The sequence below is a fragment of the Allobosea sp. NPDC003192 genome (genome assembly GCF_050275675.1).
Taxonomy (GTDB): Bacteria; Pseudomonadota; Alphaproteobacteria; order Rhizobiales; family Beijerinckiaceae; genus Allobosea.
Genome location: NZ_JBNNPK010000005.1, coordinates 52,165 through 78,500, shown reverse-complemented (window position 1 = coordinate 78,500; position 26,336 = coordinate 52,165). Strand labels below are relative to the sequence as shown.

31 protein-coding genes are annotated in these 26,336 nt (G+C 67.1%); 10 read left to right on the top strand and 21 right to left on the bottom strand.

All coding sequences use genetic code 11. The features are described from left to right. Positions 1 to 25 precede the first annotated feature (25 nt). Positions 26 to 1,942: a propionyl-CoA synthetase gene (locus tag ACQKLX_RS08830; protein ID WP_427361212.1), complete on the bottom strand. Its 1,917-nt coding sequence runs from the start codon at positions 1,940 to 1,942 to the stop codon at positions 26 to 28. A gap of 188 nt (positions 1,943 to 2,130) precedes the next feature. On the opposite strand from ACQKLX_RS08830, the gene ACQKLX_RS08825 reads away from it, so the two are divergent. From ACQKLX_RS08825 to ACQKLX_RS08815, 3 genes are all read left to right on the top strand, one after another. Continuing rightward, on the top strand, positions 2,131 to 2,889 hold the full coding sequence (locus ACQKLX_RS08825; RefSeq protein ID WP_427361211.1) for a sulfite exporter TauE/SafE family protein: 759 nt from the start codon (positions 2,131 to 2,133) through the stop codon (positions 2,887 to 2,889). A 62-nt stretch (positions 2,890 to 2,951) separates the two neighbouring features. Further along, entirely contained in the window at positions 2,952 to 4,580 is a 1,629-nt protein-coding gene (locus ACQKLX_RS08820; RefSeq protein ID WP_427361210.1) for an acyl-CoA synthetase, read from the top strand. Continuing rightward, complete coding sequence (locus tag ACQKLX_RS08815; protein ID WP_427361209.1) at positions 4,580 to 5,101, top strand: hypothetical protein; 522 nt, start codon at positions 4,580 to 4,582, stop codon at positions 5,099 to 5,101. Before ACQKLX_RS08820 ends, ACQKLX_RS08815 begins: the two co-directional genes overlap by 1 nt. A gap of 213 nt (positions 5,102 to 5,314) precedes the next feature. Here ACQKLX_RS08815 and ACQKLX_RS08810 read toward each other — a convergent pair whose 3' ends face one another. The 8 genes from ACQKLX_RS08810 to ACQKLX_RS08775 form a co-directional block, all read right to left on the bottom strand. Beyond that, positions 5,315 to 5,689 (bottom strand): DUF4180 domain-containing protein, encoded by a 375-nt coding sequence (locus ACQKLX_RS08810; RefSeq protein ID WP_427361208.1) that lies wholly within the window; start codon positions 5,687 to 5,689, stop codon positions 5,315 to 5,317. After that, positions 5,682 to 6,551: an alpha/beta fold hydrolase gene (locus tag ACQKLX_RS08805; protein ID WP_427361207.1), complete on the bottom strand. Its 870-nt coding sequence runs from the start codon at positions 6,549 to 6,551 to the stop codon at positions 5,682 to 5,684. The genes ACQKLX_RS08810 and ACQKLX_RS08805 overlap by 8 nt, the downstream gene beginning before the upstream one ends. Beyond that, on the bottom strand, positions 6,548 to 6,991 hold the full coding sequence (locus tag ACQKLX_RS08800; protein WP_427361206.1) for a helix-turn-helix domain-containing protein: 444 nt from the start codon (positions 6,989 to 6,991) through the stop codon (positions 6,548 to 6,550). The genes ACQKLX_RS08805 and ACQKLX_RS08800 overlap by 4 nt, the downstream gene beginning before the upstream one ends. 51 nt (positions 6,992 to 7,042) lie before the next feature. Beyond that, entirely contained in the window at positions 7,043 to 8,149 is a 1,107-nt protein-coding gene (argE, locus tag ACQKLX_RS08795) for an acetylornithine deacetylase (RefSeq protein ID WP_427361205.1), read from the bottom strand. A gap of 4 nt (positions 8,150 to 8,153) precedes the next feature. After that, positions 8,154 to 9,101, bottom strand: a complete 948-nt coding sequence (locus tag ACQKLX_RS08790) for a DMT family transporter (protein WP_427361204.1) — start codon at positions 9,099 to 9,101, stop codon at positions 8,154 to 8,156. Between the two features lie 8 nt (positions 9,102 to 9,109). After that, on the bottom strand, positions 9,110 to 9,829 hold the full coding sequence (locus ACQKLX_RS08785; protein ID WP_427361203.1) for an alanyl-tRNA editing protein: 720 nt from the start codon (positions 9,827 to 9,829) through the stop codon (positions 9,110 to 9,112). Positions 9,830 to 9,896: 67 nt separating this feature from the next. Then, entirely contained in the window at positions 9,897 to 10,769 is an 873-nt protein-coding gene (locus tag ACQKLX_RS08780; RefSeq protein ID WP_427361202.1) for an AraC family ligand binding domain-containing protein, read from the bottom strand. A 156-nt stretch (positions 10,770 to 10,925) separates the two neighbouring features. Beyond that, complete coding sequence (locus ACQKLX_RS08775; protein WP_427361201.1) at positions 10,926 to 11,114, bottom strand: YdcH family protein; 189 nt, start codon at positions 11,112 to 11,114, stop codon at positions 10,926 to 10,928. Between the two features lie 230 nt (positions 11,115 to 11,344). Between ACQKLX_RS08775 and ACQKLX_RS08770 the strand changes: the two genes are divergently transcribed. The 5 genes from ACQKLX_RS08770 (at position 11,345) to ACQKLX_RS08750 (ending at position 14,728) form a co-directional block, all read left to right on the top strand. Next, positions 11,345 to 11,563, top strand: coding sequence for a YdcH family protein (locus ACQKLX_RS08770; RefSeq protein WP_427361200.1), 219 nt, complete (start codon positions 11,345 to 11,347; stop codon positions 11,561 to 11,563). 101 nt (positions 11,564 to 11,664) lie between these two features. Next, entirely contained in the window at positions 11,665 to 12,162 is a 498-nt protein-coding gene (gene purE, locus ACQKLX_RS08765) for a 5-(carboxyamino)imidazole ribonucleotide mutase (protein ID WP_427361199.1), read from the top strand. Then, a complete protein-coding gene (locus ACQKLX_RS08760) occupies positions 12,159 to 13,259 on the top strand; it encodes a 5-(carboxyamino)imidazole ribonucleotide synthase (RefSeq protein ID WP_427361198.1) in 1,101 nt (366 codons plus the stop codon). Before purE ends, ACQKLX_RS08760 begins: the two co-directional genes overlap by 4 nt. A 168-nt stretch (positions 13,260 to 13,427) precedes the next feature. Beyond that, the gene (gene rpsU, locus ACQKLX_RS08755; RefSeq protein WP_092161278.1) at positions 13,428 to 13,685 is read left to right on the top strand and encodes a 30S ribosomal protein S21; all 258 of its coding nucleotides are present in this window, start codon (positions 13,428 to 13,430) and stop codon (positions 13,683 to 13,685) included. 194 nt (positions 13,686 to 13,879) lie between these two features. Continuing rightward, positions 13,880 to 14,728 carry a tetratricopeptide repeat protein gene (locus tag ACQKLX_RS08750; RefSeq protein ID WP_427361197.1) on the top strand — a complete coding sequence of 283 codons (849 nt, stop codon included), beginning with the start codon at positions 13,880 to 13,882 and terminating at the stop codon, positions 14,726 to 14,728. 10 nt (positions 14,729 to 14,738) lie between these two features. On the opposite strand, the gene ACQKLX_RS08745 is transcribed toward ACQKLX_RS08750, so the two are convergent. The 12 genes from ACQKLX_RS08745 to argH all read right to left on the bottom strand — a co-directional run bounded on the left by ACQKLX_RS08745 (position 14,739) and on the right by argH (position 24,388). Continuing rightward, positions 14,739 to 15,593, bottom strand: coding sequence for an alpha/beta hydrolase (locus ACQKLX_RS08745; protein WP_427361196.1), 855 nt, complete (start codon positions 15,591 to 15,593; stop codon positions 14,739 to 14,741). Between the two features lie 134 nt (positions 15,594 to 15,727). Continuing rightward, positions 15,728 to 16,012, bottom strand: a complete 285-nt coding sequence (locus ACQKLX_RS08740; RefSeq protein ID WP_427361195.1) for an aa3-type cytochrome c oxidase subunit IV — start codon at positions 16,010 to 16,012, stop codon at positions 15,728 to 15,730. Between the two features lie 177 nt (positions 16,013 to 16,189). Next, complete coding sequence (locus ACQKLX_RS08735; RefSeq protein ID WP_427361194.1) at positions 16,190 to 16,798, bottom strand: hypothetical protein; 609 nt, start codon at positions 16,796 to 16,798, stop codon at positions 16,190 to 16,192. A 57-nt stretch (positions 16,799 to 16,855) separates the two neighbouring features. Further along, positions 16,856 to 18,220 (bottom strand): ABC1 kinase family protein, encoded by a 1,365-nt coding sequence (locus ACQKLX_RS08730; protein WP_427361193.1) that lies wholly within the window; start codon positions 18,218 to 18,220, stop codon positions 16,856 to 16,858. A gap of 75 nt (positions 18,221 to 18,295) precedes the next feature. Beyond that, entirely contained in the window at positions 18,296 to 18,709 is a 414-nt protein-coding gene (locus ACQKLX_RS08725) for an OsmC family protein (protein ID WP_427361192.1), read from the bottom strand. A gap of 67 nt (positions 18,710 to 18,776) precedes the next feature. Beyond that, positions 18,777 to 19,652 (bottom strand): beta-keto acid cleavage family enzyme, encoded by an 876-nt coding sequence (locus ACQKLX_RS08720; protein WP_427361191.1) that lies wholly within the window; start codon positions 19,650 to 19,652, stop codon positions 18,777 to 18,779. After that, on the bottom strand, positions 19,649 to 20,044 hold the full coding sequence (locus ACQKLX_RS08715) for a type II toxin-antitoxin system death-on-curing family toxin (protein ID WP_427361190.1): 396 nt from the start codon (positions 20,042 to 20,044) through the stop codon (positions 19,649 to 19,651). The genes ACQKLX_RS08720 and ACQKLX_RS08715 overlap by 4 nt, the downstream gene beginning before the upstream one ends. Continuing rightward, entirely contained in the window at positions 20,041 to 20,301 is a 261-nt protein-coding gene (locus ACQKLX_RS08710) for an AbrB/MazE/SpoVT family DNA-binding domain-containing protein (RefSeq protein WP_427361189.1), read from the bottom strand. The genes ACQKLX_RS08715 and ACQKLX_RS08710 overlap by 4 nt, the downstream gene beginning before the upstream one ends. 136 nt (positions 20,302 to 20,437) lie before the next feature. Then, the gene (locus tag ACQKLX_RS08705) at positions 20,438 to 21,268 is read right to left on the bottom strand and encodes an ABC transporter substrate-binding protein (RefSeq protein ID WP_092161263.1); all 831 of its coding nucleotides are present in this window, start codon (positions 21,266 to 21,268) and stop codon (positions 20,438 to 20,440) included. A gap of 44 nt (positions 21,269 to 21,312) precedes the next feature. Beyond that, the gene (locus ACQKLX_RS08700) at positions 21,313 to 22,077 is read right to left on the bottom strand and encodes an amino acid ABC transporter ATP-binding protein (protein ID WP_427361410.1); all 765 of its coding nucleotides are present in this window, start codon (positions 22,075 to 22,077) and stop codon (positions 21,313 to 21,315) included. Between the two features lie 5 nt (positions 22,078 to 22,082). Further along, positions 22,083 to 22,976, bottom strand: a complete 894-nt coding sequence (locus ACQKLX_RS08695) for an amino acid ABC transporter permease (RefSeq protein WP_427361188.1) — start codon at positions 22,974 to 22,976, stop codon at positions 22,083 to 22,085. Beyond that, positions 22,973 to 24,388 (bottom strand): argininosuccinate lyase, encoded by a 1,416-nt coding sequence (gene argH / locus ACQKLX_RS08690; RefSeq protein ID WP_427361187.1) that lies wholly within the window; start codon positions 24,386 to 24,388, stop codon positions 22,973 to 22,975. Before argH ends, ACQKLX_RS08695 begins: the two co-directional genes overlap by 4 nt. 94 nt (positions 24,389 to 24,482) lie before the next feature. On the opposite strand from argH, the gene ACQKLX_RS08685 reads away from it, so the two are divergent. Beyond that, positions 24,483 to 25,388, top strand: a complete 906-nt coding sequence (locus ACQKLX_RS08685) for a LysR family transcriptional regulator (RefSeq protein WP_427361186.1) — start codon at positions 24,483 to 24,485, stop codon at positions 25,386 to 25,388. Between the two features lie 54 nt (positions 25,389 to 25,442). Then, positions 25,443 to 26,336 (top strand): dTDP-4-dehydrorhamnose reductase, encoded by an 894-nt coding sequence (gene rfbD, locus ACQKLX_RS08680; RefSeq protein ID WP_427361185.1) that lies wholly within the window; start codon positions 25,443 to 25,445, stop codon positions 26,334 to 26,336.

The following is a 26,336-nucleotide window of genomic DNA, read 5'->3' as shown; positions in this document are numbered from 1 at the left end:
TTTCGTCGACCACGCGGCGGGTCTTTCAGCCGAGCCCCCTGCCCTTCAGCGCGGTTCCGATTTCGCCGAGCACGGCCGGATCCTCGATCGTCGCCGGCATGGCATACTCCTCGCCATCGGCGATCTTCTTCATCGTCGCGCGCAGGATCTTGCCCGAGCGGGTCTTCGGCAGGCGTGCCACGGTGATCGCCAGCTTGAAGGCGGCGACGGGACCGATCTTGTCGCGCACCAGCCCGACCAGCTCCTTCTCGACCTCGGCCGGCGACTGCGTCACCCCAGCCTTCATCACGACGAAACCGCAGGGCTGCTCGCCCTTGAGCGCGTCCCTGATGCCGACCACGGCGCATTCCGCCACGGCCGGATGCGAGGCCAGAACCTCCTCCATGCCGCCGGTCGAGAGCCGGTGGCCGGCGACGTTGATGATGTCGTCGGTACGGCCCATGATGAAGACATAGCCGTCCGCGTCGATGAAGCCGGCGTCCGAAGTGTTGTAGAAGCCGGGATAGGTCTCGAGATAGGCGCTGCGGAAGCGCTCGTCGTCATGCCACAGCGTCGGCAGTGCGCCGGGCGGCAGCGGCAGCTTGGCGACGATCGCCCCCATCGTTCCGGCAGGCACCGGCCTGCCCCCCTCGTCGAGGCATTGGATGTCGTAGCCGGGCAGTGGCACGCTCGGCGATCCGTGCTTGATCGGCAGCAATCCCAGTCCCACTGGGTTGCCGACCATGCAGGCGCCGGTCTCGGTCTGCCACCAATGGTCGACCACCGGCACCTTCAGCACATCCTCGGCCCATTTCAGCGTATCGGGATCGGCCCGTTCGCCGGCGAGGAAGAGCGTGCGGAACTGCGAGAGGTCGTAGTTCTTGAGGAACGTCGCCTGCGGGTCCTCCTTGCGGATCGCCCGGAAGGCGGTCGGCGCGGTGAACATCGCCACCGCCTTGTACTCCGAGATCACCCGCCAGAAGGCGCCGGGATCGGGCGTGCCGACCGGCTTGCCCTCGTAGAGGATCGAGGTCGCACCCTGGATCAGCGGGCCATAGACGATATAGCTGTGGCCGACGACCCAGCCGACATCGGAGGCGGTGAACATCACCTCGCCGGGCCTGACGTCGTAGAGCTGCGTCATGGTCGCGACCAGCATGACCATGTGCCCGCCATTGTCGCGCACCACGCCCTTGGGCCGCCCCGTGGTGCCGGAGGTGTAGAGCACATACAGCGGGTCGGTCGCCGCGACCTCGACGCAACCCGCCTTGCGGCCATTGGCGCGCGCGGCGGCGACGAGCGTGCGCCAGTTCCTGTCGCGGCTGACATGCATGGAGGCATCGACCTGCGGCCGCTGCAGCACGATGCAGGCATCGGGCTTGTGGCTTGCGAGATCGATCGCGGCGTCGAGCAGCGGCTTGTATTCGACCACGCGGGTCGGCTCGATGCCGCAGGTCGCAGTCATGATCAGCTTGGGCGTGGCATCGTCGATGCGGGTCGCCAGCTCCTTGGCGGCAAAGCCGCCGAACACCACCGAATGGATCGCGCCGATCCGGGCGCAGGCCAGCATGGCGAAGGCCGCTTCCGGGATCATCGGCATGTAGATGATGACGCGATCGCCCTTGCCGACGCCCTGGTCTTGCAGCACGGCCGCGAGCGTCGACACCTCGTCGAGCATCTCGGCGTAGCTATAACTCGCCTTGGTGCCGGTGACCGGACTGTCATAGATCAGCGCCGTCTGCTCGGCGCGCCCGTCGCGGACATGTCTATCCAGCGCATTGAAGCAGGTGTTGCAGCTCGCATCCGGGAACCAGCGGCCATAGATGCCGGCGCTCGCATCGAAGATCTGCTGCGGCGGCTTGATCCACTCGATCCCCTTGGCGATCTCGGCCCAGTAGGTTTCAGGGTCGCGCTGCCAGGCGGCATAGGTTTGCGCATAGCGGCTTGCATGGCTGGCAGTCATGAAAAGCGTTCCTCTTCGCCGGGTATTGAGCCTAGAGCTGAACTCCGGGCTGGCCGTCTGCGGGCCGGATTTGGCGCGGGATCGTGCCCATGTCCGCCGCTTGCGTGCAAGCGCTCCTCTGTCAGACTTTCAGCGCAACCGCATGGGCTGTGCTGCACAGCCGGTCCAGCCGGCAGCCGCGCGGAACGATGACCTTCGACCTCACCTTCTTCGCCGTCATGGTTCCGGCTGTCATCCTGATGGGGCTGTCCAAGGGCGGCTTCGCTGGCTTGAGCCTGCTCTCGCTGCCGCTGATGGCGCTGATCGTCTCGCCGGTGCAAGCGGCGGCGATCATGCTGCCGATCCTGATCATCCAGGACGTGGTCTCGGTCTGGTCCTATCGCCGCGACTTCGACCGCCGGAACCTCGCGACCCTGATCCCCGGCATGCTGCTCGGAGTGCTCGCCGGCTATCTCCTGGCGGCAAAGGTCTCGGACGCCGTCGTCGGCCTGGCCGTCGGGGTGATCTCGATCGGCTTCGCGCTCCGCCGCCTCCTCGCCGGCAAGAAGACGGCTCAGCCCGTCACCAAGGCGAACTACGCGGCCGGCACGCTCTGGGGCGCGATCTGCGGCTTCACCAGCATGATCGCCCATGCCGGCGGCCCGCCCTTCCAGATCTACACCATGCCGCAGCGCCTGCCGCCGGCGGTCTTCGTCGGCACCGGAGCGCTGTTCTTCGCGCTGATGAACTGGATCAAGGTGCTGCCCTATTTCATCCTCGGCCAGTTCAGCCCGCAGAACCTGATGGCCTCGGCGGCGCTCGCCCCGGTCGCGATCCTCTCGACCATCGCCGGGGTCTGGCTGGTCCGGCGCGTTCCGGCCGAGCGCTTCTACACCATCATCTACTGGCTGCTGATCGCGGTCGGCATGAAACTGGTCTTCGACGGCCTGCGTCCGCTCATCGGCTGATTGCCGCGGGCGGGGCGCGCTTCTAGGCTTGTCGATAACGACAGCCGGGAACGCCGAACGCCATGCCGCTCTCTCCCTACGACACCGATCTCGATCGCAATCCGGCGAACTTCCAGCCGCTCTCGCCGTTGCCCTTCCTCGAGCGCGCCGCGAGCGTCTTCCCGAACCATGTCGCCGTCATCCACGGCCCGCTGAAGCGTGACTACGCCGAGCTCTATGCCCGCACCCGCCGGCTCGCCTCCGCGCTGAGCAAGCACGGTATCGGCAAGAACGACACGGTCGCGGCAATGCTGCCGAACACGCCGGCCATGCTCGAATGCCATTACGGCGTGCCGATGTGCGGCGCCGTGCTGAACACGCTCAACACCCGCCTCGACGCCGCGATCATCGCCTTCTCGCTCGACCATGGCGAGGCCAAGGTGCTGATCGCCGACCGCGAGTTCTCCAAGACGGTCAAGGAGGCGCTGGCTCTCTGCAAGGTGAAGCCGCTGGTCATTGACTATGACGACCCGTTCTATGACGGGCCGGGCGAGCGCCTCGGCAGCATCGAATATGAGGACTTCCTCAAGCAGGGCGATCCCGAATTCGACTGGATCATGCCATCGGACGAGTGGGACGCGATCGCGCTGAACTACACCTCCGGCACCACAGGCGATCCCAAGGGCGTGGTCTACCATCATCGCGGCGCCAACCTGCTTGCGACCTCGAACGTCCTCACCGGCGGCATGGGACGGCACCCGGTCTATCTCTGGACCCTGCCGATGTTCCACTGCAATGGCTGGTGCTTCCCCTGGACGATCTCGCTGCTCGCCGGCACCCATGTCTGCCTGCGCCAGGTCAGGGCCAAGGCGATGTACGACGCCCTCGCCGACCATGGCGTCAGCCATATGTGCGGCGCACCGATCGTGATGTCGACGCTGCTCAACGCGCCCGATGCCGAGCGCCGCAGCTTCCCCCAGAAGGTCAACTTCTTCACCGCCGCCGCCCCTCCGCCCGAGGCCGTGCTCGCCGGCATGGCGCAGGCCGGCTTCAACGTCGTGCATCTCTACGGTTTGACCGAGGTCTACGGCCCCGCCGTGGTCAACGAATGGAACGGCGCCTGGGACGCGCTGCCCGGCGGCGAGCAGGCGGCGCTGAAGGCCCGCCAGGGCGTGCGCTATCCGGCGCTGGAAGGACTCGACGTGCTCGACCCCGAGACGATGGAGCGTGTCCCGCGCGACGGGCAAACCCTCGGCGAGGTGATGTTCCGCGGCAATGTCGTGATGAAGGGCTATCTCAAGAACCCGAAATCGACCGCCGCCGCCTTCGCGGGCGGCTGGTTCCACTCCGGCGATCTCGGCGTGATGCATCCCGACGGCTACATCCAGCTCAAGGACCGCTCGAAGGACATCATCATCTCCGGCGGCGAGAACATCTCCTCGATCGAGGTCGAGGACGCGCTCTACAAGCACCCGGCCGTGCAGGCCGCCGCCGTCGTCGCCCGCCCCGACGAGAAATGGGGCGAGACGCCCTGCGCCTTCGTCGAATTGAAGCCGGGGCAGAGCGCCACGCAGGACGAGATCATCGCCTGGTGCAGGACGCTGCTCGCCTCGTTCAAATGCCCGCGCACGGTGGTCTTCGTCGAAGTGCCCAAGACCTCGACGGGAAAAATCCAGAAGTTCAAGCTGCGCGAGATGGCGCGGGCGCTGTGATGGCGCGCTCGATCACGGCTCTGGCGCTTGCACTCATGGCGATGCTGGCGCCGCCGGTTCGGGCGCAGGACGCATCCACCGCCCTTACTGGCAACTGGCGAGGCACCTATGTCTGCGCACAGGGCAAGACCGGGCTGACGCTGACGATCGATCGGCAGGACGGCGATACGTTTTCCGGCGTCTTCCAATTCTACCCTGTGCGCGAGAACATCACGGTGCCTGAAGGTTGCTTCACCGTCTCGGGCCGCATCGGAAGCCGCGGGGCCGTCGATATCATCGGGAACAGCTGGATCAAGCAGCCGGCCGGCTACATCACCGTCGACCTGCACGGGCGGGTCGGGCGAGGCGGTTCAAGCATGTCGGGCACAGTGGCGACACCGGGCCATGGTAAGCTGTGCTCCAGATTTGACCTGACCAGGATCGCCGCCACGCCGTCGACCTACGACGCCTGCCGCGTCGAGGCCCCCGCGGTCAGTTCAGGCCCGCAAGACCACAGGCTCTCTCTCGCCATCGTTCTCTGAAACGCAAACCGTCCGCACCGGGGCGGGTGGGAAGGAACGAGGACCGAGTGCCGATCGAGGCGCAGAGCATCGACGCGCCCGACGCTGGAGGTGCTGGTCCAGGCAGCGCAGGGGAAACTCGGCAACGCGAGCGAGCTCCCCGCCAATAGAACAAGCCCCTCTCTACTTCGACTTCGCAGCAGCCAGCGGCCTGCAATGGCGGCGGAAGCGGCATCAGCCGCGCCGCACGGACGCCTTCTCGACCAGCGCGGCCTGATCGGCGACGAACCAGAGACCGCTTCCCGCATTGGCCTCGCGAACATAGTCGCGAAAGGCGCGGCTCTTCGCAATCCATTGCGTGAGGTCACCGATGATGGCGAGCGGCATCCGGTAGTTCGCGAACTTCTGGCCGATCTCGCCGGCGAGCCCGGTCCGCAGGTCGAAGAAATCCTCGCCGAGGCGCGCCGCCGGAATGGCGAGCATGTCGACCTCCTGCGCCCAGGCCTCTGCCAGGAAGTCATTGGCGTCGCCTAGCTTGGCCAGCGCCGCGCCGGCCGACGCACAGACCAGGATGCGGCGTCCTGCGACCTTCAGCACCGTGCTATCCATGGCGGGCCTGCTCGTCGGCGAGGAAGCGCAGCACCGGCTCCGACTGACCGGGAATGAAGTGCCGGGCGTCGGGCAGGAAGCTGATCTCGGCGTGGGGCGCGAATTCCTGCAGCCGTCGGCAGGTATCGTCTGAATCGATCAGCACGTCCTGCCCGCCCATGATCGCCAGAATGGGCATCTTCAGCCTCGCCAACTCGGCGTCGCTCAAGCGGGGTATCGTCCCGAGGCGAAGCCGGATCGAGCGTCCGATCGCTTCCATCAGGGCGATGACAGGCTTCAGCGCCTCCGGCGGCTCGCTCACCTGCGGTCCGAGGACGAGCTCGCGCATCCGCCGCTTGCCCCATGAACCGAGCAGCAGGAAGGGCGCGGCTCGCAGCAGGAAGTTCTTCTGCCGGCCGATCCCGGCCGGGCAGATCAGGGCGAGGCGCTCGACGAAACCCGGCCGGCGGCTGGCATAATCCAATGCCAGCCAGCCGCCGAGCGAGACGCCGACAATCGCTGCCCGCGACAGGCCGAGCCCGGACATGACATCGTCGAGCCAAAGCGCGTACGCCTCCGAGGCGAGCGGCGGCCGGGCCGGCGCGCTGAAGCCCGCCTCCCCGATCATGTCGATGGCGTAGAGCCGGAACCGCTCGGCCCAGGGCATCGCATCGAGGAGCCAGGCCGCGACATTGGCCTGTGCGCCGTGAAGGAGGACAATGGGCGGCCCGTCCTCCCGGCCGAATGCCAGCACGAAGGTCTCGCCCTGGCGCGTGGGCAGGCGCAACTCGGACGCCGGCACCGGCCAGTCGTCCAGCACCTTCCGGTAGAGGCGCCGTACGGCTTCAGCGCCCTCGGCCGATCGGAAGGCTCCCACTGTCACCGCAGGTTCTCCAGCTGAAACTGGACGAGCTGAAGCAATTGGCTCGTGTCGGCGGGCGTGCCGATCACAACGACTTTCAGAAGCCTGGCGGCGTTGTCGAACGCGGTCGTCAGCTGGATCGGATTCGGCCTCGCCTCCGTGCTCATGATCGCCGCGCTCAGGAAGGTCGCGATCTTCTGCGCCCCCTCGAGATCGAGATCGCTCACCTCGAGAACGGAGGTGACGCGAACGGCCCGCTTCGCAGCGGGCGCAGCGCCATCCACCCCGGCAAAAGCGTCCAGATCGGAGGCGACGATGCGATAGGACTTGCCGACCCGCGTCGCGCGCAGCCGGCCCTCGCGAATGAAGCGAAGCACGGTCTTCGGGTGCAGCTTGAGGCGCTCTGCAACCTGCTCGACGGTATGAAACACGTTCACGAGAAAAATCCTTATTGATCCCAATAATAACTATTTTATTCTAAATTAGGGATCAATAAGGAATACAAGGAATTTTCAGACACCACCCTTCTCGGCCGTCCAACTCCCAATACGTGCCAGGAAGCGATCCGCCGCCACCAGCTCGGCGCTCGCGATCCACTCGTCTGGTTGATGCGCCTGTGCGATCGAGCCGGGGCCGCAGACCAGGGCCGGAATTCCAGCCTGCTGGAAAAAACCGGCCTCCGTCCCGAATGGCATCGTGATCGGCGGCCATAGCCCGCCAAACTCGCGCGTCAGGGCCACCACCGGACTGTCCGTTGCGCAATCGAGCGGCAGCACACGCGCCAGCGGCACCGTCTCGACGCTCACGCCGGGAGGCAGCCCGGCCGCGAAGCGCTCGACGTCAGCGAGCACGGCATCGACGGCAGCCTCACCCGGCGGGCGGAACTCCCAGACGACCTCGCAGCGCTCCGGTACGATGTTGATGGCGCTGCCGCCCGCGATCTTGCCGATGTTGACGGTGGTCGCCACCCGGCCATCCTGCCTTCCGAAGCCGGCGAGCGCTGCGACGAAGGCAGCCGCCGGCTCGATCGCGCTGGAGCCGAGGCGCGGGTCGCTCGAATGGGCGGCACGGCCATGGAAAACACTGCGATAGCCATAGAAGCCGCGATGGCTGAGCCCGATGCGCATCTGCGTCGGCTCGCCGATGATGGCAAGTGCCGGAGATGGGCAATGTGCCAGCATGTCGGCGATCAGCAGGGGAACACCGAGGCAGCCGACCTCCTCGTCATAGGACAAAGCCAGATGGATCGGCCGCCGCAACTTTCGGGCCTGCCAGCCCGGGACGGCCGCAAGACAAGCCGCGACGAAACCCTTCATGTCGACGGCGCCGCGGCCGTGCAGGCGCCCATCCCGGCTCGCGAGCTGGAACGGATCGCTCGCCCAGCCCTGATCGTCGACCGGCACGACATCGGTATGGCCGGAGAGGACGATGCCTCCAGGCCCCTCCGGGCCGATCGTCGCCAGGATGTTGGCCTTTTCGCCGGAGGCATCGCTGGTCAGGCGGACCCGCGCGCCCGCATTGTCGAGATGGTCGGCCGCCCAATTGACCAGATCGAGATTGGAGCGGTGCGAGGTGGTGTCGAAGGCGACAAGCCTGCGCAGGATCTCGACCGTATCCACGACCTCAGCCTCTGGACTGGCCAGGCTGCGGTACCAGCCTCGACCTGGCACTCGTCCCGCCGCCGGTCGCGAGGAAAAAGCCGGCAAGGATCAGCGCCATGCCGGCGAGGTGGAAGCCGCGCACCGGCTCGCCCAGCACCGCGACCGCGAGCAGCGCCGTGAACAGCGCGACCAGATGAAACGATACGCCGGTGACGCTAGGTCCGAGCGTTGTGACGCAATGCCCCCAGAGGATGAAGGCGAGGAGCGAGGCGAAGACACCGATATAGAGAACCGCCGCGATCGAGCCCGCATCGGTCGGGATGCGAGCGCCCTGCATCAGCTCGAACGTCCAGAACGGCGCCAATACCAGCAAGCCTGCCGCCATCGTGGCCGCCAGGAAGATGAGCGGGCTCAACGCTGTGGGCTTGCGCCGCAGCAGGACGGAATAGATCGCGTAATTGGCGACGGCGATGAGCACCAGGAATTCGCCGCCATCGGCCCGCAATCCGCCTAGTTGTTGCAGGTCACCGCGCGCGACGATCCAGACCACGCCGGCGAAGGAGACTGCGATACCGGCGAGCGTGCGCCCGGAGACGCGCTCGACCCCAAGCGCGAAGGCGGCGAGCGGCACCATCAGCGGCAGGGTCGAGTTCAGGAAGGCGACGCTGGCGGCCGGCGTCGTCCGCAAGGCGAGGTAGCCGAGCGCGTTATAGCCGGCGATGCCGAAGGCGCCGCAGGCGACGATCAGGGCAAGATGCTGCCGCAGCAACGCCCGCTCCCGCCAGGCCTGCCGGCCAACGAAGGGCAGGAGGCAGGCGAGCGCCACGAGCCAGCGCCCGACAGCGAGCGAGACCGGCGGAAAGCTTGGGCCCAGTGCGCGGCCGAGGACGAGGTTGCCCGCCCAGAACAGCGGCGGCAGCCAGAGCAGCAGGAGCGGGCGCGCCCAGAGTCCTTTCAACAGCGCGGACATGGCCGGTCTCACACGCCGTCGAGGCCGATGCGCAGGCGTCGGTTGTGCCGGCCTTTGTTGTCGATCTTCAGGATGCGCAGCGGGCGCGACGCCCCCGTCGTCGCCAGATGCGTGCCGCCGCAGGCCTGGCGATCGAGCCCGACGATATCGACGACCCTGATCTTGCCATCGGCCGTCGGCGGAGGGGTGACCGAGCGCGAGCGGATCAGGCCGGGCTCGTCGAAGGCCTCGTCCTCGCTGACATAGGTTTCGCGGACCGGCAGGTCCTGCCTGATGACGTCGTTGATCGCGCCTTCGAGGCCACGCAGACGCTCATTGTCGGCTTCCGGCAGATCGAAATCGATCCGCGCCGTGCCGTCCTCGTTCATCTGGACGCCGGTCACGAGCGCGCCGTCGAAACCCTGATAGACCAGCGCATTGACGATATGCAGATCGGTATGGAGCTCGCGCATGAGCTGCCGGAACGGGCGATCGACCTTCGCAGCGACAGCACCCGAAAGCGCCACCGGCTCGGCGAGCAGGTGCCAGACGCCGTCGGCTTGTGTCTCGAAACCGGCGATCGCGACCTCACCACCCGACCAGTGCAATGTGCCCCTGTCGGGCAACTGGCCACCGCCGCCGGGATAGAACGGCGATCGATCGAGCAGCACCCGCCCCGACTCGGCAGCGGTCACTACGGTTTCGAGGGCGAACACCTCCGGCTCGTCCAGGCAGAAATAGCGCGTCACGCGAAGACTCCTTTTCAGGGGAAGTCTGGTGGTCGCGATCAGCGCGGTATTGGCGGAAATTGAACGGTCAGCGGCCCGGGCTGACAGAGCCGGCCCGTTGGTACTGCAGCGGCGTGATCCCGAAGGAGCGCTTGAAGTGCCTGTTCAATGCGCTCTGGTCGTAGAAGCCGCTCGCCAGGGCCGCATCTGCGATGGGTGCGCCTGCCTTGAGCTGCCGAATCGCCGCCTTCAGGCGAAGCTGGGTCAGGTAGGCGTGCGGCGTCAGCCCGATCGTGCGCTTGAACAGGCCGATGAGCTGGAATGGGGTCATGTCGACCCACAGCCCCATCTCGTTCAGGCTCAGCCCGCTCTGCGCATGCTGCGAGGCCATCCGCCTCGCCACGCGCGAAACCGCCGCCTCGTCGCGCGGCACGGTCGGGATCGAGCGAGTGCCATCGCCATGCCGGACGAAGAGCTGGCCGAAGCTGGCGACGAGGAGTTCGCGTTCTTCGAGCAGGTCGTTTCCATCGTCGAGGCTGCGGTGCAGCCGGGCGAAGGCTGCGATCAGATCGGTGTCGGCAAGGACATTGCGCATGAAGTAAGCCGGCCGGACGATCCCGAGATCGGCCATCACCTGATCGATGGCAGGTTGCGTCAGATAGATCGAGCGATAGCGCCAGCTTTTGCTCCAGCCCATGCGCCCGGAATGCGGCTCGGCGGGATTGAAGACGAGCAGCACATTCTCGCGGGCTTCGTCGCTGCGGCCGCGACTCTTGAACTCGGAACCGCCATGTTCCGTCACGGCGACGACGAAGGCGTCGTGCTGATGCGGCGCGTAGTCATGCGTCGTGAAATCGGCATGGAGGCAACTGAGGCCGTCGACGCCGGGAGCGTTCCAGTAACGGGTCGTATTGTGTCTATCGACACGGGCCACCGGCGTATCCTTCCAGGCTCGGCGCATTCTCGCACGATCCCGCGATCTCCTCCAAGCCCGGCCTCCCACCGACGCCGGCGGCAAGTCGTAACGCTCGTGGCCACAAAAAACCGGCCCCTTTCGGGGCCGGTGAAGCGCGCCTTGCGCGAATTCGTCACGAGCCGCCGCGGCCCGCCTGTCCTCTCAGTGCAATGTCGGTGACGGCATGGTCAGCCGCACGCGCTCGATCTCATCCTTCAGCAGCAGCTTCTTCCGCTTCAGCTCGGCAACATTGAGATCGTCGGACGAGGGGCTCGACACCGCCTGGGCGATGGCTTCCTCGAGCTGGCGATGCTTGCGTTCGAGCTCGGCGAGATGTGTCTGCAGCGACATCTGGATCCTCCTGATGAGCGTTCTAGCAAGTGAACTCTGACACAGAGCCGGCTTCACGTCTGCGGGGCAGACGTGCACTGCACCATGAGTTTCTGTGATCCCTTCCGGGACCTTTCCCGAGGCGCGTGAATGCGAGCGAGCCGGCCCGCATCTGCCCGGTCGGCACCCTTGCCGCGCCGACCGCGCCTGCGCATAGTCACGCCCGATCGCGGCGATGATGAGACGGCTTCATGGGATTCGAATTGAGCGCGGAGGAGATCGAGGTCCTGGAGGCGGAACTGGCCCGCTTGCGCGAGGAGCACCGCGACCTCGACAGCGCCATCGACGCGCTCGAGCGACTCGGCCCGGTCAACCAGATCCAGATCCAGCGCCTGAAGAAGCGCAAGCTCTATCTGCGCGACCGCATCTCCTATCTCGAAGATCAGCTGACGCCGGACATCATCGCTTAGGCACGGAAATTCCGCGGGAATCCCGATTCCGCGCTTGCCTGTGACGCTGCGGCCGGTCTAGATCGCGCGCTTCCTCCCTCCTGCCGGGAAGCGCTGATTTCATGGCCGAGCCGACCCCACCCGTCGCCATCATCATGGGCAGCCAGTCCGACTGGGCGACGATGCGCCATGCCGCCGATACACTGGGTGAGCTCGGCATCGCCTTCGATGCGCGCATCATGTCGGCCCATCGCACGCCCGACAGGATGTATGCCTTCGCCAAGGGCGCCAAGGCGGCTGGCTTCAAGGTCATCATCGCCGGCGCCGGCGGCGCGGCGCACCTGCCGGGCATGACGGCATCGCTCACTCCCCTCCCCGTCTTCGGCGTTCCCGTCGAATCCAAGGCGCTCTCCGGTCAGGACAGCCTGCTCTCGATCGTGCAGATGCCGGGAGGTATCCCGGTTGGCACGCTCGCCATCGGCAAGGCCGGCGCGATCAACGCCGCCTTGCTCGCCGCCGCCGTCCTCGCCCTCTCCGATGACGCGCTCGCCGAACGCCTCGACGCCTGGCGCGCCAAGCTGAGCGCCGCCGTCGCCGAACGCCCGAAGGATGAGGCATGAGCCAGCCCGATCCGCGCGGCCTTGGTCCCGGCGCCGTACTCGGCATTCTCGGTGGCGGCCAGCTCGCCCGCATGCTGGCGCTGGCGGCAGCCGACCTTGGCGTGCGCGCCCATATCTTCGCGCCCGAGCCCGACAGCCCGGCCTATGAGGTCGCCGCCCGCCACACCATCGGCGCCTATGAGGACGAGGCGGCGCTCGCCAGCTTTGCCGACGCGGTCGATGTCGTGACCTACGAATTCGAGAACGTCCCGGCCGCGACCGCCGCCTTCCTCGCCGCCCGCACCCCGCTGCATCCGGGAGCGCGCGCCCTTGCGGTGACGCAGGACCGCCTCACCGAGAAGCGCTTCGTCGCCGATCTCGGCCTCGCGGTGGCGCCATTCGAGCCGGTCGACTCGCTCGCCGATCTGGAAAAGGCCGTCGCCAGGCTCGGCCGCCCGGCCGTGCTGAAGACGCGCCGCTTCGGCTATGACGGCAAGGGCCAGGTCAAGATCGCCGAGGGCGTCGATCTCGCGCAGGCCTGGGACGAGATTGGTCATTTCCCGGCGATCCTCGAAGGCTTCGTCACCTTCGCGCGCGAGGTCTCGGTCGTCGCCGCCCGCGCTGTCGACGGCTCCTTCGCCGCCTTCGACGTCTGCGAGAACGAGCATCGCGACCACATCCTGGCGCTCACGCAGGTGCCGGCCCACATCGACGTGGCCGCAGCCGACGCCGCAATCGAGGCGGCGCGGCGCATCGGCGAGGCGCTCGGCTATGTCGGCGTCTTCGCCGTCGAGTTCTTCCTGGTCGAGGGCGAGAGTAGCGAGCAGGTCGTCGTCAACGAAATCGCCCCGCGCGTGCACAATTCCGGGCACTGGACCAGCGAGGGCGCCCAGACCTCGCAGTTCCACCAGCATGTCCGAGCCGTCTGCGGCTTCCCGCTGGGCGCGACGGCGCGGCGTGGCCGCGTCACCATGCAGAACCTGATCGGCGATCAGGCGAACGACTGGCGCGCCATCCTGGCCGAGCCGGGCACGCATCTGCACCTCTACGGCAAGCGCGAGGCAAGGCCCGGCCGCAAGATGGGTCACGTTACCCGCGTCCTCCCCGAGGCCGGCTGAGGGACGCGGCGCGAACGCAGCGAAAACCGCGCATTTGCGCGTGTTTTGACGCGCTGCAGCGTGGACAGGCCACGGGAATTCTGGTATCCGCACCACCTTCGCGGCGATCTTCCCAGCGGAAGGTCGCCGCCCCGATTCCGGGCCACCGACAACGACGGACTAAGAGACGTGCAGGTTCTCGTTCGCGACAACAATGTCGACCAGGCGCTGCGGGCGCTGAAGAAGAAGATGCAGCGCGAAGGCATCTTCCGTGAGATGAAGCTCCGCGGCCATTACGAGAAGCCGTCCGAGAAGAAGGCGCGCGAGAAGGCCGAGGCCGTCCGCCGCGCCCGCAAGCTGATCCGCAAGAAGCTGCAGCGCGAAGGCCTGCTGCCGGCGCCGGTCAAGCCGAAGCGCCCCGAGCGGCCCGCCCGGCCGGCGGTCTGACCCGCGCAAGAGGTCTGGCTACCGCCGCCCCAGTGCCATTTTGATACCGGCGCCTGGAGCTTCTCCGGGCGCTGTTGTTTTTGTAGGCTCGTTAACCAAACCTTGTCAGGGCTTGGGCGTTTTGGAGGATGGGCTGCGCATCGGAGCAGGCGCGGCGCATGGCAGACGAGAGTTTTAAGGCGATGGATAAGAGCATGTTCACGGGCAGGAACTGGCTGATCGCGACGGGCCTCGCGCTCGCGCTCGCAGGCTGCGACACGGTGAGCATGAGCTCCGGAGCCGGCGTCGCCGAGCTCCAGACAGAGAACACCGAGGCCGCGAGCGTCAACATCGGCTCGCTGAGCGAGGTGATCAACCGCAATCCGAACGACCCGCAGGCCTACAACACGCGCGGCGCCGCCTATGCCCGCATCGGCCGCTATTCCGACGCCATCTCCGATTTCACCAAGGCGGTACAGATCGATTCCAATTTCGCGCCGGCCTACACCAATCGCGGCCTGGCGCTGCGCCAGAGCGGGCGCAACGACGCGGCGCTGCAGGACTTCAACCGCGCCACCACCGCCAATCCGAATTACGCCCCGGCCTTCGTCGCCCGCGCCAACCTGCTGCGTCTGCAGGGCAACAGCCAGCAGGCGCTGGCCGACCTCAACACCGCGATCCGCCTCAACCCGGAATCGGCCGAGGCCTTCCACGCCCGCGGGCTGGTCTATCAGAAGGAAGGCCAGCACCAGCAGGCGGTCACCGATTTCGACTCGGTGATCGACCGCAACCCCTATACCGCCCCGCCCTATATCGCCCGCGGCGAGAGCCTCAACGCCCTCGGCAAATACGATTCGGCGCTGGAAGACTTCACCGCGGCGCTCAATGTCGACAATCGCAACGCTGCGGCCTGGGCCGGCCGCGGCTTCGCCTTCGAGAAGCAGGGCAAGAAGACTGAGGCAAGCGAAGCCTACCAGCGCGCTCTTGGCCTCGACGGCAACAACCAGATCGCTCGCTCCGGCTCGGCCCGCCTCGGCGGCGGTGGCGGCATGTTCCGCCTCTGAAGCGCCTCGCCTATTGCCGCGCCGCAGTCATCGTCGCGCTGCCGCTCAGCCGGTTCGCGCCCAGATCGGCGAGAAAGCGCCGGACCTCTACGACCGAGCCATGCAGGCGCAAATCATTGTGGTTCCCGTCGGGAAAGCTGATGAAGCGCTTCGGCGGATTGGCGAGGGCGAACAGCGCCTCGCCCTGGCTGAACGGGATGACGCTGTCGCGCTGGCCGTGCATGACGAGCAGCGGCGCCTTGACCTTGCCGATCACCAGATCCGAGCGGAACTGGTCCTTCATCAGTCCGCCGACCGGCACATAGGGATAGCGTAGCTGCGCCACCGAGACCGTGGACATATAGGGCGCCTGGAGGATCACCGCCCTGAGCGGAACCTCGGCCGCCAGCTTCGCCACCACGCCGGTGCCGAGCGACTCGCCATAGCCGACCAGCCGATCTGGGCCGAACCGTGCGCTCGCAGCGGCATAGGCCGCGCGCGCATCCTGCGCCAACCCGCCCTCGCTCGGCGAGCCGGTCGAGCCGCCATAGCCCCGGTAGTTCACCGCGAACAGGCCGGTTCCATCCTCGGTCAATTGCCGGAACAGCGACTGCCTGCCCGATCCCGCGAAATTGCCGGCATTGCCGTGGAAGAACAGCAGCACCGGCTTGCCCTCGCGCGGCGGCACCACCCAGGCGATCAGCTTCTCGCCGTCCGCTGCGGTCAGCGTGGCTTCCTCGACGCCCGGCAGATTGGCGCTGGCGACCTCGGCGCGGGCCGGGTTGCGTGGATAGAGCAGGTCGCGCTGCTTGACATAGAGCAGCCCCAGCACGGCGACATAGCCGCAGAGCGCACTGACCGCGAGAAACTTCAGGAGCCTGCGCATCATCCGCAACCTTAGGCCTCGCCCAAAGCGAAAAGGCCGGCATCGAGCCGGCCCTTTACAACGTTCCGATGACGAAAGCCCGGGCCCGGATCGGCCAGCGCCTTGACGATATCGTCAGTACCGGGCCATCCGGCTCAATAGAGCAGCAGCGCCAGCAGCATCAGGACGAGCGGGACGAGCGTGGCGCGCCAGCCGATCGACGGGGCGGCGATGCCGACACCGGTGCCGACCAGGGTCAGCAGCGTGCCGATGATGGCAGTGCCCCAGGCGTGCTTGGTGCCGCCGACCGCGAGCGCCGCGACGATGGCGAGGCAGGCGACCGTGCCGACTTCGGCGAAGTGGATGAAGCCGGTATAGGTGCGCTCGTGCTCCGGATAATCCATCTCCGGAATGTCGGCGGCGTGTCCGTGATCGGCCATGAAGAAAGTCCCGAATTCAAACCTGTCCTGACGCCCTGTAGCGCACCTGAAAAGGGTCGGCAACGGAACACCGGAACGATGAGGACCATTTTCTGAACGACAGCGGCCAATGCCGGGGAAAAAGGGCGCGAATGTCGCCGATTGCAGCCATTTGGGCCTTGAGTCAGCCGGCGCGACTTATGGCAGCAGCTCCGCGGGAATATGACACGGATCATAACCGCGCGGCCGATTCTTCTGCATCGAGGCATAGATGCCGGTGACGAAGAGGCCGCCAGCCGTAGCTGCGGCCAGCATAATCAGTTCACCGATGAGCAGCAGCAGGACCAGCGGCAGTGCGACAAAGAACAGTCCGGCAATGACCAGCATCACCTGCATGACCTGCAGCCGCCCATCGCTCACGCCCGCCGAGAAGCGCACGGCGCCTGTCGGCCGCGTCGCCAGTTGCTCGTGCAGATCACGCACGAAGGCGGCATAGGCCGGATCGCGCTCCTCATCCGGAAAGCCGAAGGCGCTGCTGCCGACCACCTGCAACGGCGCAGCCCCACCAAAGTGGATGATGCAGCTGCCGAAATCGCCATGCCGGGCGATGTGGGCAACCGAGAGATGCACCGCGCTGACATCAGCAAGTGGCCGTGAATCCTCTCCGGCCTCGGTCACCCAGAGCAGGCAACCACCCGCAATCGCCACGCCCTCATCCGACAGCTTGAGCGCGAGCTCGCCGGGATTGCGCCGCACGAACAGGCTGTAGTCGCGCCGCGCTGTAACGTCCTTGCTCGCGTCCTGCATGGCATCCCTCCACCGAGGGATTGTGCCGTGCAGGCGCGAAATTGACGATTCCGGCGATCAGTGGCCCGCAAGCCCGGCCGCGGCCAGAGCAGCGCCCTGCTCGCGTGCAACGCGATCGACACTGAAAGCCTCGATCTCCTGCTCGAACAGCCGGTGGAAGTTGAGCTCGGCATCGAGATGCAGGAAGACACCGCCAAGGCCGATCGCGGCGCGATCCATGAAGACGAATTCGCGCGGCACCGTCACCGGCCCGCGCGCCTTCAGCGCCGAATGGACCTGGAAGGCCTGCTTGCGGCCGTATTCCGACGGGCTGACGCCTTCGGCGATCCGGCGCGTGCGGTCTTCCAGCAGCGGGCCGTAGATGAACTTCGCCCAGATGTTGAGAATGTCGATCAGCTCCTTGGTCAGCCCCTTGAAGCCCCAGACCTCATAGGCATGGACGACGCGGGTGTCGTCGCCTTCGAGCAGGCCGCGATAAAGATCGACCACGCCGCCGACGAAGCTCGGCGGGAAGATGCGGATGCAGCCATAGTCGAGCAGGTTGATGCCTTGAGGCTCGCCGTCCTCCTGGAAGACCGTGTAGTTTCCCAGATGCGGATCGCCATGGATGACGCCGTGATGGCTGAACGGCCGCCACCAGGCCCGGAACATCGCGGTCGAGATCCGGTCGCGGACCTGCTGGCTCGCCTGCTTGTGGTTGAGGATCTTGTCGCCGTCGAGCCAGCTCATGGTCAGGAGCCGCCGTGTAGACAGCTCCGACACGATCTCAGGCACGCGCACTTCGGGCGTCGCGGCGAGCATATGCTGGTAGAGCGCGACATGCTTGGCCTCGCGGCGATAGTCGAGCTCCTCGCGGACGCGGGCGCTGATCTCCTTGGCGATCTCGCTGGTGTCGATCACCGCGCCCATGCGCCGGTGCAGCCCGAACAGGATTTCGAGTTGCGAGATATCGGCTTCGACGGCCGATTCCATGTCGGGATATTGCAGCTTGCAGGCGAGCGGAGCGCCGTCCAGCGAGACCGCCCGATGCACCTGCCCGAGCGAGGCGGCAGCGGCCGGCTTGAGATCGAATTCGGCGAAACGCTCGCGCCAGGCGGCACCGAGTTCGGCCTGCATCCGGCGCTTGACGAAGGCCGCGCCCATCGGCGGCGCTTCCGATTGCAGCTTCTGCAATTCGGCGGCGTATTCCGGCGGGACCACATCGGGAATGGTGGCGACGAGCTGCGCCACCTTCATCAGCGGGCCCTTCAGACCGCCGAGCGCCTTGGCCAGCGCCTCGGCATTGGTGGCGTTGCGGCCCTCCAGCCCGAACAGCTTCGTGCCGGCGATCCGCGCCGCCACCCCGCCGACATTGGCGCCAACGCGGGCATAGCGCGCCGCGCGGGCGGAGAATCGATTGGCTTCGCTATCGCGTTCGGACATCGGGGCTCGCGCGGCTCATGACGGGCTGCATCCGATGTAGGCGCTCCGGCGGGGAAAGCCAGCCGACACGCTGTCTCAGGAGCGCCCGGCCTGCTCGATCGCCACCGGGAAGCCGCGGCCGAGCGAGTTGGCGACCATGCAGATCGCCTTGGCCTTTTCGATGACCGCAGCGGCGTCCGAGCCGTCCTGCATCTCGCACCGGACGCTCATCGTCGCCGCTTTGGTCAGCAAGGGCATGCCTTCCAGCTCGACCGTGACCGAGACGGCGATCCGCCCAAGCGAGACGCCGAGTTCATGCGCGGCATAGCGCAGATCGTTGCAGAAGCAGCCGCCGAGCGCGAGCGCCAGCAATTGCGCTCCGTTGAAGCCGAGTCCCATGCCGCCGGCCTTGCCCTCGGGACGATCGACGACGACGGTGTGCGCGCCGGCCCAGCCCATCGCCGCCTGCGTGCCCTCGACATTGCGCAACTCGACAGTCACCGACGCCATCGCGCCCTCCCCGCTTGCGGAAGCGCGAAAAGCTAATCGCTGGTGACGTTCGCCGCTACTGCTCCGGTCACCCCGCGAGTTGTGCCCTGACCTCCGCCGCGCTCGCCGCTCGCCCACCGGCCGCTTCGACCTTGCGAGCCGTCTCGGCGATCAATTGGGCATTGCTGCGCGTCTCGCCGAAGGGCGCATCCTCCAGCCCGGCACGGACATGGACGCCGCGCGCGACCGCAGGGGTGACGATCTCCGTGAGATCGACGCCGAGCCCAGCGATCATCACCGGAGCCTGTGGCGCGCAGTCCGCCAGCAGCGCAAGATGGGCTTCCAACGCATAGGGCTTCGGCGGAAAGCCCCAGGCGAAGGTGTCGGAGAACATCAGCCGGTAGATCGGCGTCGGCATGCCGGGGTAGGCCTTGGCCAGCGCCGCCCCCAACCGGGTGAAACCGGGCTCGTAGATCGCGTAGCTCGGATGGATCCTGTGGGCCTGAGCCACCGCCATCCCCTCGCGGATATGCTCGCCGGGGTTCTGGTAGATGAAGCCGGCCTCGCCCTCTGGGATGCCGGCGAAGGTCGTCCAGTTGCACGAGCCGGGATCGAGCACGCCCCATTCGACCAGGCCGCGCTTCGCCAACTCCTCCAGATGCGTGTAGCGGCCCGAGCCGATCATGTCGCCGGCATAGCCCGAACCGAGGATCGGGATGGTTGGGTAGACGATCGCATCGACTTTGGCCCTGATGCCCTCGATCGCCTGGGCATAGAGCTCCCAGTCGTCGCGCTGGCGGCCGGTCTCGAGATCATAGACATGCAGATGGACGATCGCGGCGCCGGCCTCGACCGCAGCGATCCCGTCCGCGACGATGTCGGCGATCGCGATGGGGATGCCGGGCTGGCGCTCCTTGCCCCAAGGGCCGTTGATCGCAGCCTCGATCCAGATCGGCTTGCTCATGCCGGCGCATCCTTCGGCCAGTTGTCGCGGATCCAGCGCGTCAGCCCCTCCTCCTCGACCTCGCCGGCAGCGAGCGCGAGGATGGCCGCCGTCGCCTCCGGTTCGGGCACGAGGAAGTCGATGCCGTTGAGCCCGAGGAAGACGATCATAGAAGCGAATGCGGCCCGCTTGTTGCCGTCGACAAAGGGATGATTGCGCGCAACGCCGAACGCATAGGCCGCAGCGAGGGCGGCGAGATCGTCTTCACCGTAGGCATATTTGTTCGGCGCTCGTGCCAGCGCCGATTCAAGAAGACCATGATCGCGAATGCCGGCCGGCCCGCCGAACAACGCGAGCTGCTCGGCGTGAATATCGACGACCAGGTCGACGCTGACCCAGACGGGCTCGGTCATTTCGCCAGGGCGCGATAAGTGTTGGCATAGGTCTTGAACGAGCGTCGGGCGATTTCGAGCCCGCGCGCATGGGTATCGTCATAACGCGTCAGTTTGAGGCCGAGCTCCGACTGCTCGACCACCGTCAGCTTGTCGCCTTCTGCGAGCTTCAACCGCGCCAGCAATTCCTTCGGCAGGATGATCCCCACCGAGTTTCCGATCTTGCGGACCTGCAGGACCATGGCCTGCTCGCCTGCCGGCTTCTCGGGCTTGTTCATGGCGCGCTCTGGGGCTTGTCTGTTGTACGAAATGTATAACAGGCAAGCATCCGGCTGTCAGCGCCGTCCTTGACCGCGGCGGCCATTGGCAGCCTCCCGCAAAAAGGGAAGCTGCCAAAAAAGCGCTACAGTCGCCTCACTCGCCCTTGTTGACCGAGATCGGCTTCAGCGCATTGCTCGGCTGGACGTATTTCGCGATCAGCGCGTCATAGGTGCCGTTCGCCTGCAGCCGCTCCAGCGCGCCTTTGACCGCATCGCGCAGCTGGCCGCCCTCGGCCGTCTTCGGGAACGGGATGCCGGTCAGCGAACGGGTGAAGGGCTCGCCGAGCGGGATATAGGTGTTCGGCTCGAGCTTCTGGAAATGGCTCATCGTCTCGCTGCCCTGGACGCCGCCCTGCAGGCGCTGCGTCTTGAGCTGGGTTCGGGCGTCGACCGAGCCCTCCGTGCCGACCACGGTGATCGCCGGCTTGCCCTTGGCGACGCAGTTGGCCTCGCTCCACTCGCCGATCTGCTTCGGCCAGTTCGTCGAGCGGCTGGCGCCGACGCTCTTGCCGCAGAGATCCTCGACCGACTTGATCGTCGAGGCGAAGGCGGTGACGGTGTAGAACTGCGCGCCCGAGACCATGTAGTCGACGAAATCGACCGTCTCGCGCCTTGCCGGCAGGTCGCTCATCCCGGCCATCACCATGTCGACGCGGCCAGTGGTCAGCGAGGGCAGCATCTGGGCGAAGGCGGTGTCCTGCCACTCGGCCTTGACGCCGAGCTCCTTGGCGATCGCTTCGCCGAGCTCATAGTCGAAGCCGGCCATCTGGTTGGTCGCCGGGTCCTTGTAGACGATCGGCGCATAGTTCGGCTGGGTCGCGATGACGATTTTGCCGGCGGTCTTGATCCGGTCCGGCAGGGCCTGGGCCTGGGCGGCGAGTGCGGTACCGGCGAGCAGCGCGGCGGCGAGCGAAAGGCGAAGCATGGTGGTCTCCCTCTTGTCTTTGCTTAGGTTCACTTGGTCTTGGATCACTTGAGGACGGCGGCGATGAAGTCTCGGGTGCGGGCCTGGCTCGGCGCGACCAGCACCTGCTGCGGCGGGCCCTGCTCGACGATCTCGCCCTTGTCCATGAAGACGACGTCGCTCGCCACCTCGCGGGCGAAGCCGAGTTCATGGGTCACGACGATCATCGTCATGCCGGTAGCGGCAAGGTCGCGCATCACGTTGAGGACTTCGCCGACGAGTTCGGGGTCGAGCGCCGAGGTCGGTTCGTCGAAAAGCATGACCTGCGGCTTCATCGCCAGCGCGCGGGCGATGGCGATGCGCTGCTGCTGGCCGCCCGAGAGCTCGATCGGATAGGAATCGCGCTTCTCGGAAAGGCCGACACGATCGAGCAGCGCCATCGCCTCGGCGATGATCTCGCGCCGTGGCCGCTTCAGCACCGTGAGCGGCCCCTCGATGATGTTCTGCAGCACCGTCATGTGGTTGAACAGGTTGAAGCGCTGGAAGACCATGCCGGTTTTCAGCCGCTGGCGCGCGATCTCGGCATCGCTGAGCTCGTGCAGTTCGTTGCCGACGCGACGAAAGCCGATCAGTTCGCCGGCGACGGTGATCGCGCCGGCATCGATCTTCTCGAGCTGGTTGATGCAGCGCAGCAGGGTCGACTTGCCCGAGCCGGACGGGCCGATGATGCATTGCACCGCGCCTGGGCTGACCGAGAGCGAAACCTTGTTCAGCGCCTTCAGCGGCCCGAACTGCTTGGTGACGCTGGCGGCGACGACGATCGGGGACAGGGAAGTCACGCGGCGGCCTCCTCGGCGACCTGAGGCTTGGCGCGGCGCTCGCCCCGGCCCTTCGAGAAGGCGCGTTCGAGGAAGAACTGGCCGATCTGCAGGAGGGTGACGACGAGCAGGTACCAGCCGGCCGCGACGATCAGCAGTTCGATGACGCGAGCATTGGCGTAGTAGACATTCTGCGCATTGCGCAGGATCTCGGAGAACTGGATCACGCTGGCGACCGAGGTCAGCTTGACCATGCTGATCACCTCGTTGCCAACAGGCGGGATGATCACCCGCATCGCCTGCGGCAGCACGATCCGGCGCAGCGTCGTCAGCCTGGTCATGCCGATCGCCTTGGCGGCCTCGGTCTGGCCGAGATCGACCGAGAGGATGCCGGAGCGCACGACTTCGGCGGTGTAGGCACCCTGGTTCATGCCGAGGCCGAGCAGCGTCGCCATGAACGGCCCGATGATGTCGATGGTGCGCCACTCGACCACACCGGGGATGCCGATCGTCGGGAAGACCAGCGCCAGGTTGAACCAGAGCAGCAACTGCAGCAGCAGCGGCGTGCCGCGGAAGAACCAGATGTAGAACAGCGCGACGCCGCGCAGCACCGGGTTCGGCGACATGTACATGATCGCGAAGACCACGCCGAGCACGATGCCCAGCCCCATGGCGCAGACGGTCATGATCAGCGTGTTGACGAGACCGGCGAGGATGGCCGGCGCGGTGAAGAACTGCGCCACAACCGGCCAGGCGATCTGCCCCTGCGCGAACGCCTTCACGATCCAGGCCAGCACGAACAGGATCGCCGCCGCAGCGATCCAGCGCCCGTAGAAGCGCTTGGGCACGATGGTCAGGCCCGCAAGCTCGGCCAGGCCGCGGTCCGGCATGGTTGGGGCTGGACTGCTCATGCCGCGCGCTCCCTCGTCCAGTGCGTAAAGCCGGCGAGCCAACCACGGAAGCGGCCGATCTGCTCGACGACCCGCGCCGGCGCCGTGCCGCCATGGCCGCTGCGCGCCGCCACCGCCGCATCGAGCGTCAGCACCTTGAGCACGCTCTCGTCGAGGCGCGGATCGATCGCGCGCAGTTCCACCGGCTCCAGCCCTTCGAGCTCGCGGCCCATCTCCTCGCAATAGCGCACCAGCGCGCCGCTGATCTCGTGCGCTTCGGCGAAGGGCACGCCCTTGCGGGCCAGATGATCGGCGACTTCGGTCGCGAGCGCAAAGCCCGTGCCGGCCTGCGCCCGCATTACTTCGGGCCTGGCCTCCATCGTCGCGACCAGCCCGGCGAAGGCCGGCAGCACTTCGCCAAGCACGTCGACCGCGTCGAAGGCCGCGCGCTTGTCCTCGGCGAGGTCGCGGTTATAGGCGAGCGGCAACCCCTTCAGCGCCCCGAGCATGGCGACGAGATCGCCGGTCAGGCGCGCTGCCCGGCCGCGCGAGATCTCGGCGATATCCGGGTTCTTCTTCTGCGGCATGATCGAGGACCCCGTCGCAAAGGCATCGTCGAGCACGACCCAGCCGAACTGGCGCGAGGTCCAGAGCGTCACTTCCTCGGCCAGCCGCGACAGGTTGGTCGCCAGCATCGCCGCAACGAACAGGAATTCCGCGACATGATCGCGCGCACCGACGGCATCGACCGAATTCTCGCAGGGACCGTCATAGCCGAGCGCCCTGGCGCTGAGCTCCGGCGTCAGCGCGATCGCCGAGCCCGCCAGCGCCGCAGCGCCCAGCGGCGAGAGCGAGGAGCGCTTCTCCCAGTCCTGCAGGCGGGAGGCATCGCGCGACAGCGCCTGGCCGTGCGCCATCAGCCAATGGCCGAAGGTGACGGGCTGGGCGCTCTGCAGATGGGTGAAGCCGGGGCAGACCGAGGCCGCGTGCCGATCGGCCTGGCCAGCGATCGCCTCGAGCAATTCGGCCAGCATCGCGCCGATCGTCCGCGCTTCGGCCCGCAGATAGAGCTTCAGGTTGTTGGCGGCCTGGTCGTTGCGCGAGCGCCCGGCCCTGAGCTTGGCGCCGGTCGCGCCGATGCGGGCGATCAGCACGCGCTCGATGAACGTGTGGACGTCCTCGTCGCTCTCGTCCGGCGCGAGCGTCCCGGCAGCGAGGTCGGCGGCAATCGCTTCGAGCGCCGCGACGATGGTCCTGGCCTCGTCCTGGCTGAGCAGCCCGGCGCGTTCGAGCTCGGCGGCATGGGCCTTGCCGCCGGCGATGTCCTGCAGCGCGAGGCGCGCATGGGCGCCGGCCGCGCTCGACAGCTTCATCATGCGCGGGTCGGGCGACTTGCGGAAACGGCCACCCCACAGGCGCGTATTATGGTTCATGATGCTCTCCCCTTGCCTGAAACACTGCCCTCTTGACCGCGCAACCGGCAAACGAAACGATCTCCTCAAGGGTAGTCGCTGAAGGAATATCTATTTGGCCGGCCGCAATCTCCCGCCGTCGACCACGGCGCTCCGGGTTTTCCTCGCCGTCGCCCGCCTCGGCTCGACCGCGAAGGCGGCCGGCGAAGTGCACCTGACCCAGAGCGCCGTCTCCAAGCAGATCCAGGCTCTGGAAGACCATCTCGGCACCGTCCTGTTCGAGCGCAGCCCTGCCGGGCTGAAACCGACCGAGGCCGGCACGATCTATCGTCCTTATGCCGAGGCGGCGATCGAGCAGATGGAGCGCGGCGCCCGCCGCCTTGCCGAGCGCGCCGCGATCGGCCGGCCGATCCGCCTGCACATGATCGCCATCGCCGGCGAGCGCTGGCTGATGGAGCGCTTCCCGGAATTCGCCCAGGCCCATCCAGAAATCGACGTCCAGTTCACCAATTTCGTCAGCGAGAAGGAGATCGAGGAGGCCGACCTCGAGATCGTCCACGGCTTCGGCCCTTGGGAAGATCGCGAGTCGCACTACCTGTTCGGCCGCCGGGTCGCGCTCGTCGCAGCACCCGCAGCGCTCGACCGCCTGGGCGGCTTCAATCGCGCCGCCGACATCCAGAAGATGACGCTGCTGCAGCATTTCCAGATGCCGGCCTTCTGGGCCGAATTCACCGAGGCGCACGGCCTGCGCGGCGCGGTTCCGGCTCACACCGTGCGCTACGGCTATTATTCCGTGATCATCCGCGCCGCCGTCGCCGGGCTCGGCGTCGCGCTCGCGCCGCGCTGCTATGTCGCCGCGGAACTGGCCTCGGGCGCGCTGGTCAATCCGCTCGGCCTTAGCTTCGACAGCGCGACCGGCTGCTGGCTCACCGTCAACCGGCAGAGCGAGCGCAGCTCGGCCCTCGACGCGCTGGTCACCTGGCTCTGCGAGGAAGGCCGCCGCTTCGATGCGGCGGGTTGAGCCCCTCCCCGCCATGCTCTAGACCGGCCGCATGCTTCCGATGGCGAAGGCCCGATGCGCATAGCCGTGACCGGACGGACCGGGCAGGTCGTCCAATCCCTTCTCGCTTGCGCGCAGGCGGCGGCCGTGACCGTCATCCCGGTCGGCCGGCCCGAGCTCGACCTGGCGCAGCCGGACGGCGTTCGGCAGGCGCTCGCCGCAGTCAGCCCCGACTGCATCGTCAACGCCGCCGCCTACACGGCCGTCGACAAGGCCGAGACCGAACCGGAGCTCGCTCTGCGCATCAATGGCGAAGGCTCCGGCGCGGTCGCTGTCGCCGCTGCGGCGCTCGGCGTGCCGCTGATCCACATCTCGACCGACTATGTCTTCGACGGCATGGCGCCGCGGCCTTGGCGCGAAAGCGACACGACCGCCCCGCTCTCGGCCTATGGCCGCTCGAAGCTCGCCGGCGAGGAGGCGGTCGCGGCTTCCGGCGCGGACTGGACGATCCTGCGCACCGCCTGGGTCTACAGCCCCTATGGCGGCAACTTCGTGAAGACCATGCTGCGCCTCGCCAAAACCAGAGACGAGGTTGGCGTGGTCTCCGACCAGTTGGGCTCGCCGACCAGCGCGCCCGACCTCGCCGAGGCGATCATCGCGGTGGCGAAGACACTGGTCGCCCGCCCCGGCGATGCCACGCTGCGCGGCGTCTTCCATGTCGCCGGCGCGGGCGAGGCAAGCTGGGCTGATCTGGCGGAGACTGTCTTCGCCGCCTCGGCCGCGCTTGGTGGCCCGAGCGCCAGAGTCAGGCGCATTGCCACGATCGACTACCCCACCCCCGCCCGCCGGCCGAGCAATTCCAGGCTCGACTGCGGCCTGCTCGCCCAGCGCCACGGCCTGCGCCTGCCGCCCTGGCAGGGTTCCGTGCAAAGCTGCGTCGCCACATTGCTCGCGCAATCGCGAAGCTGA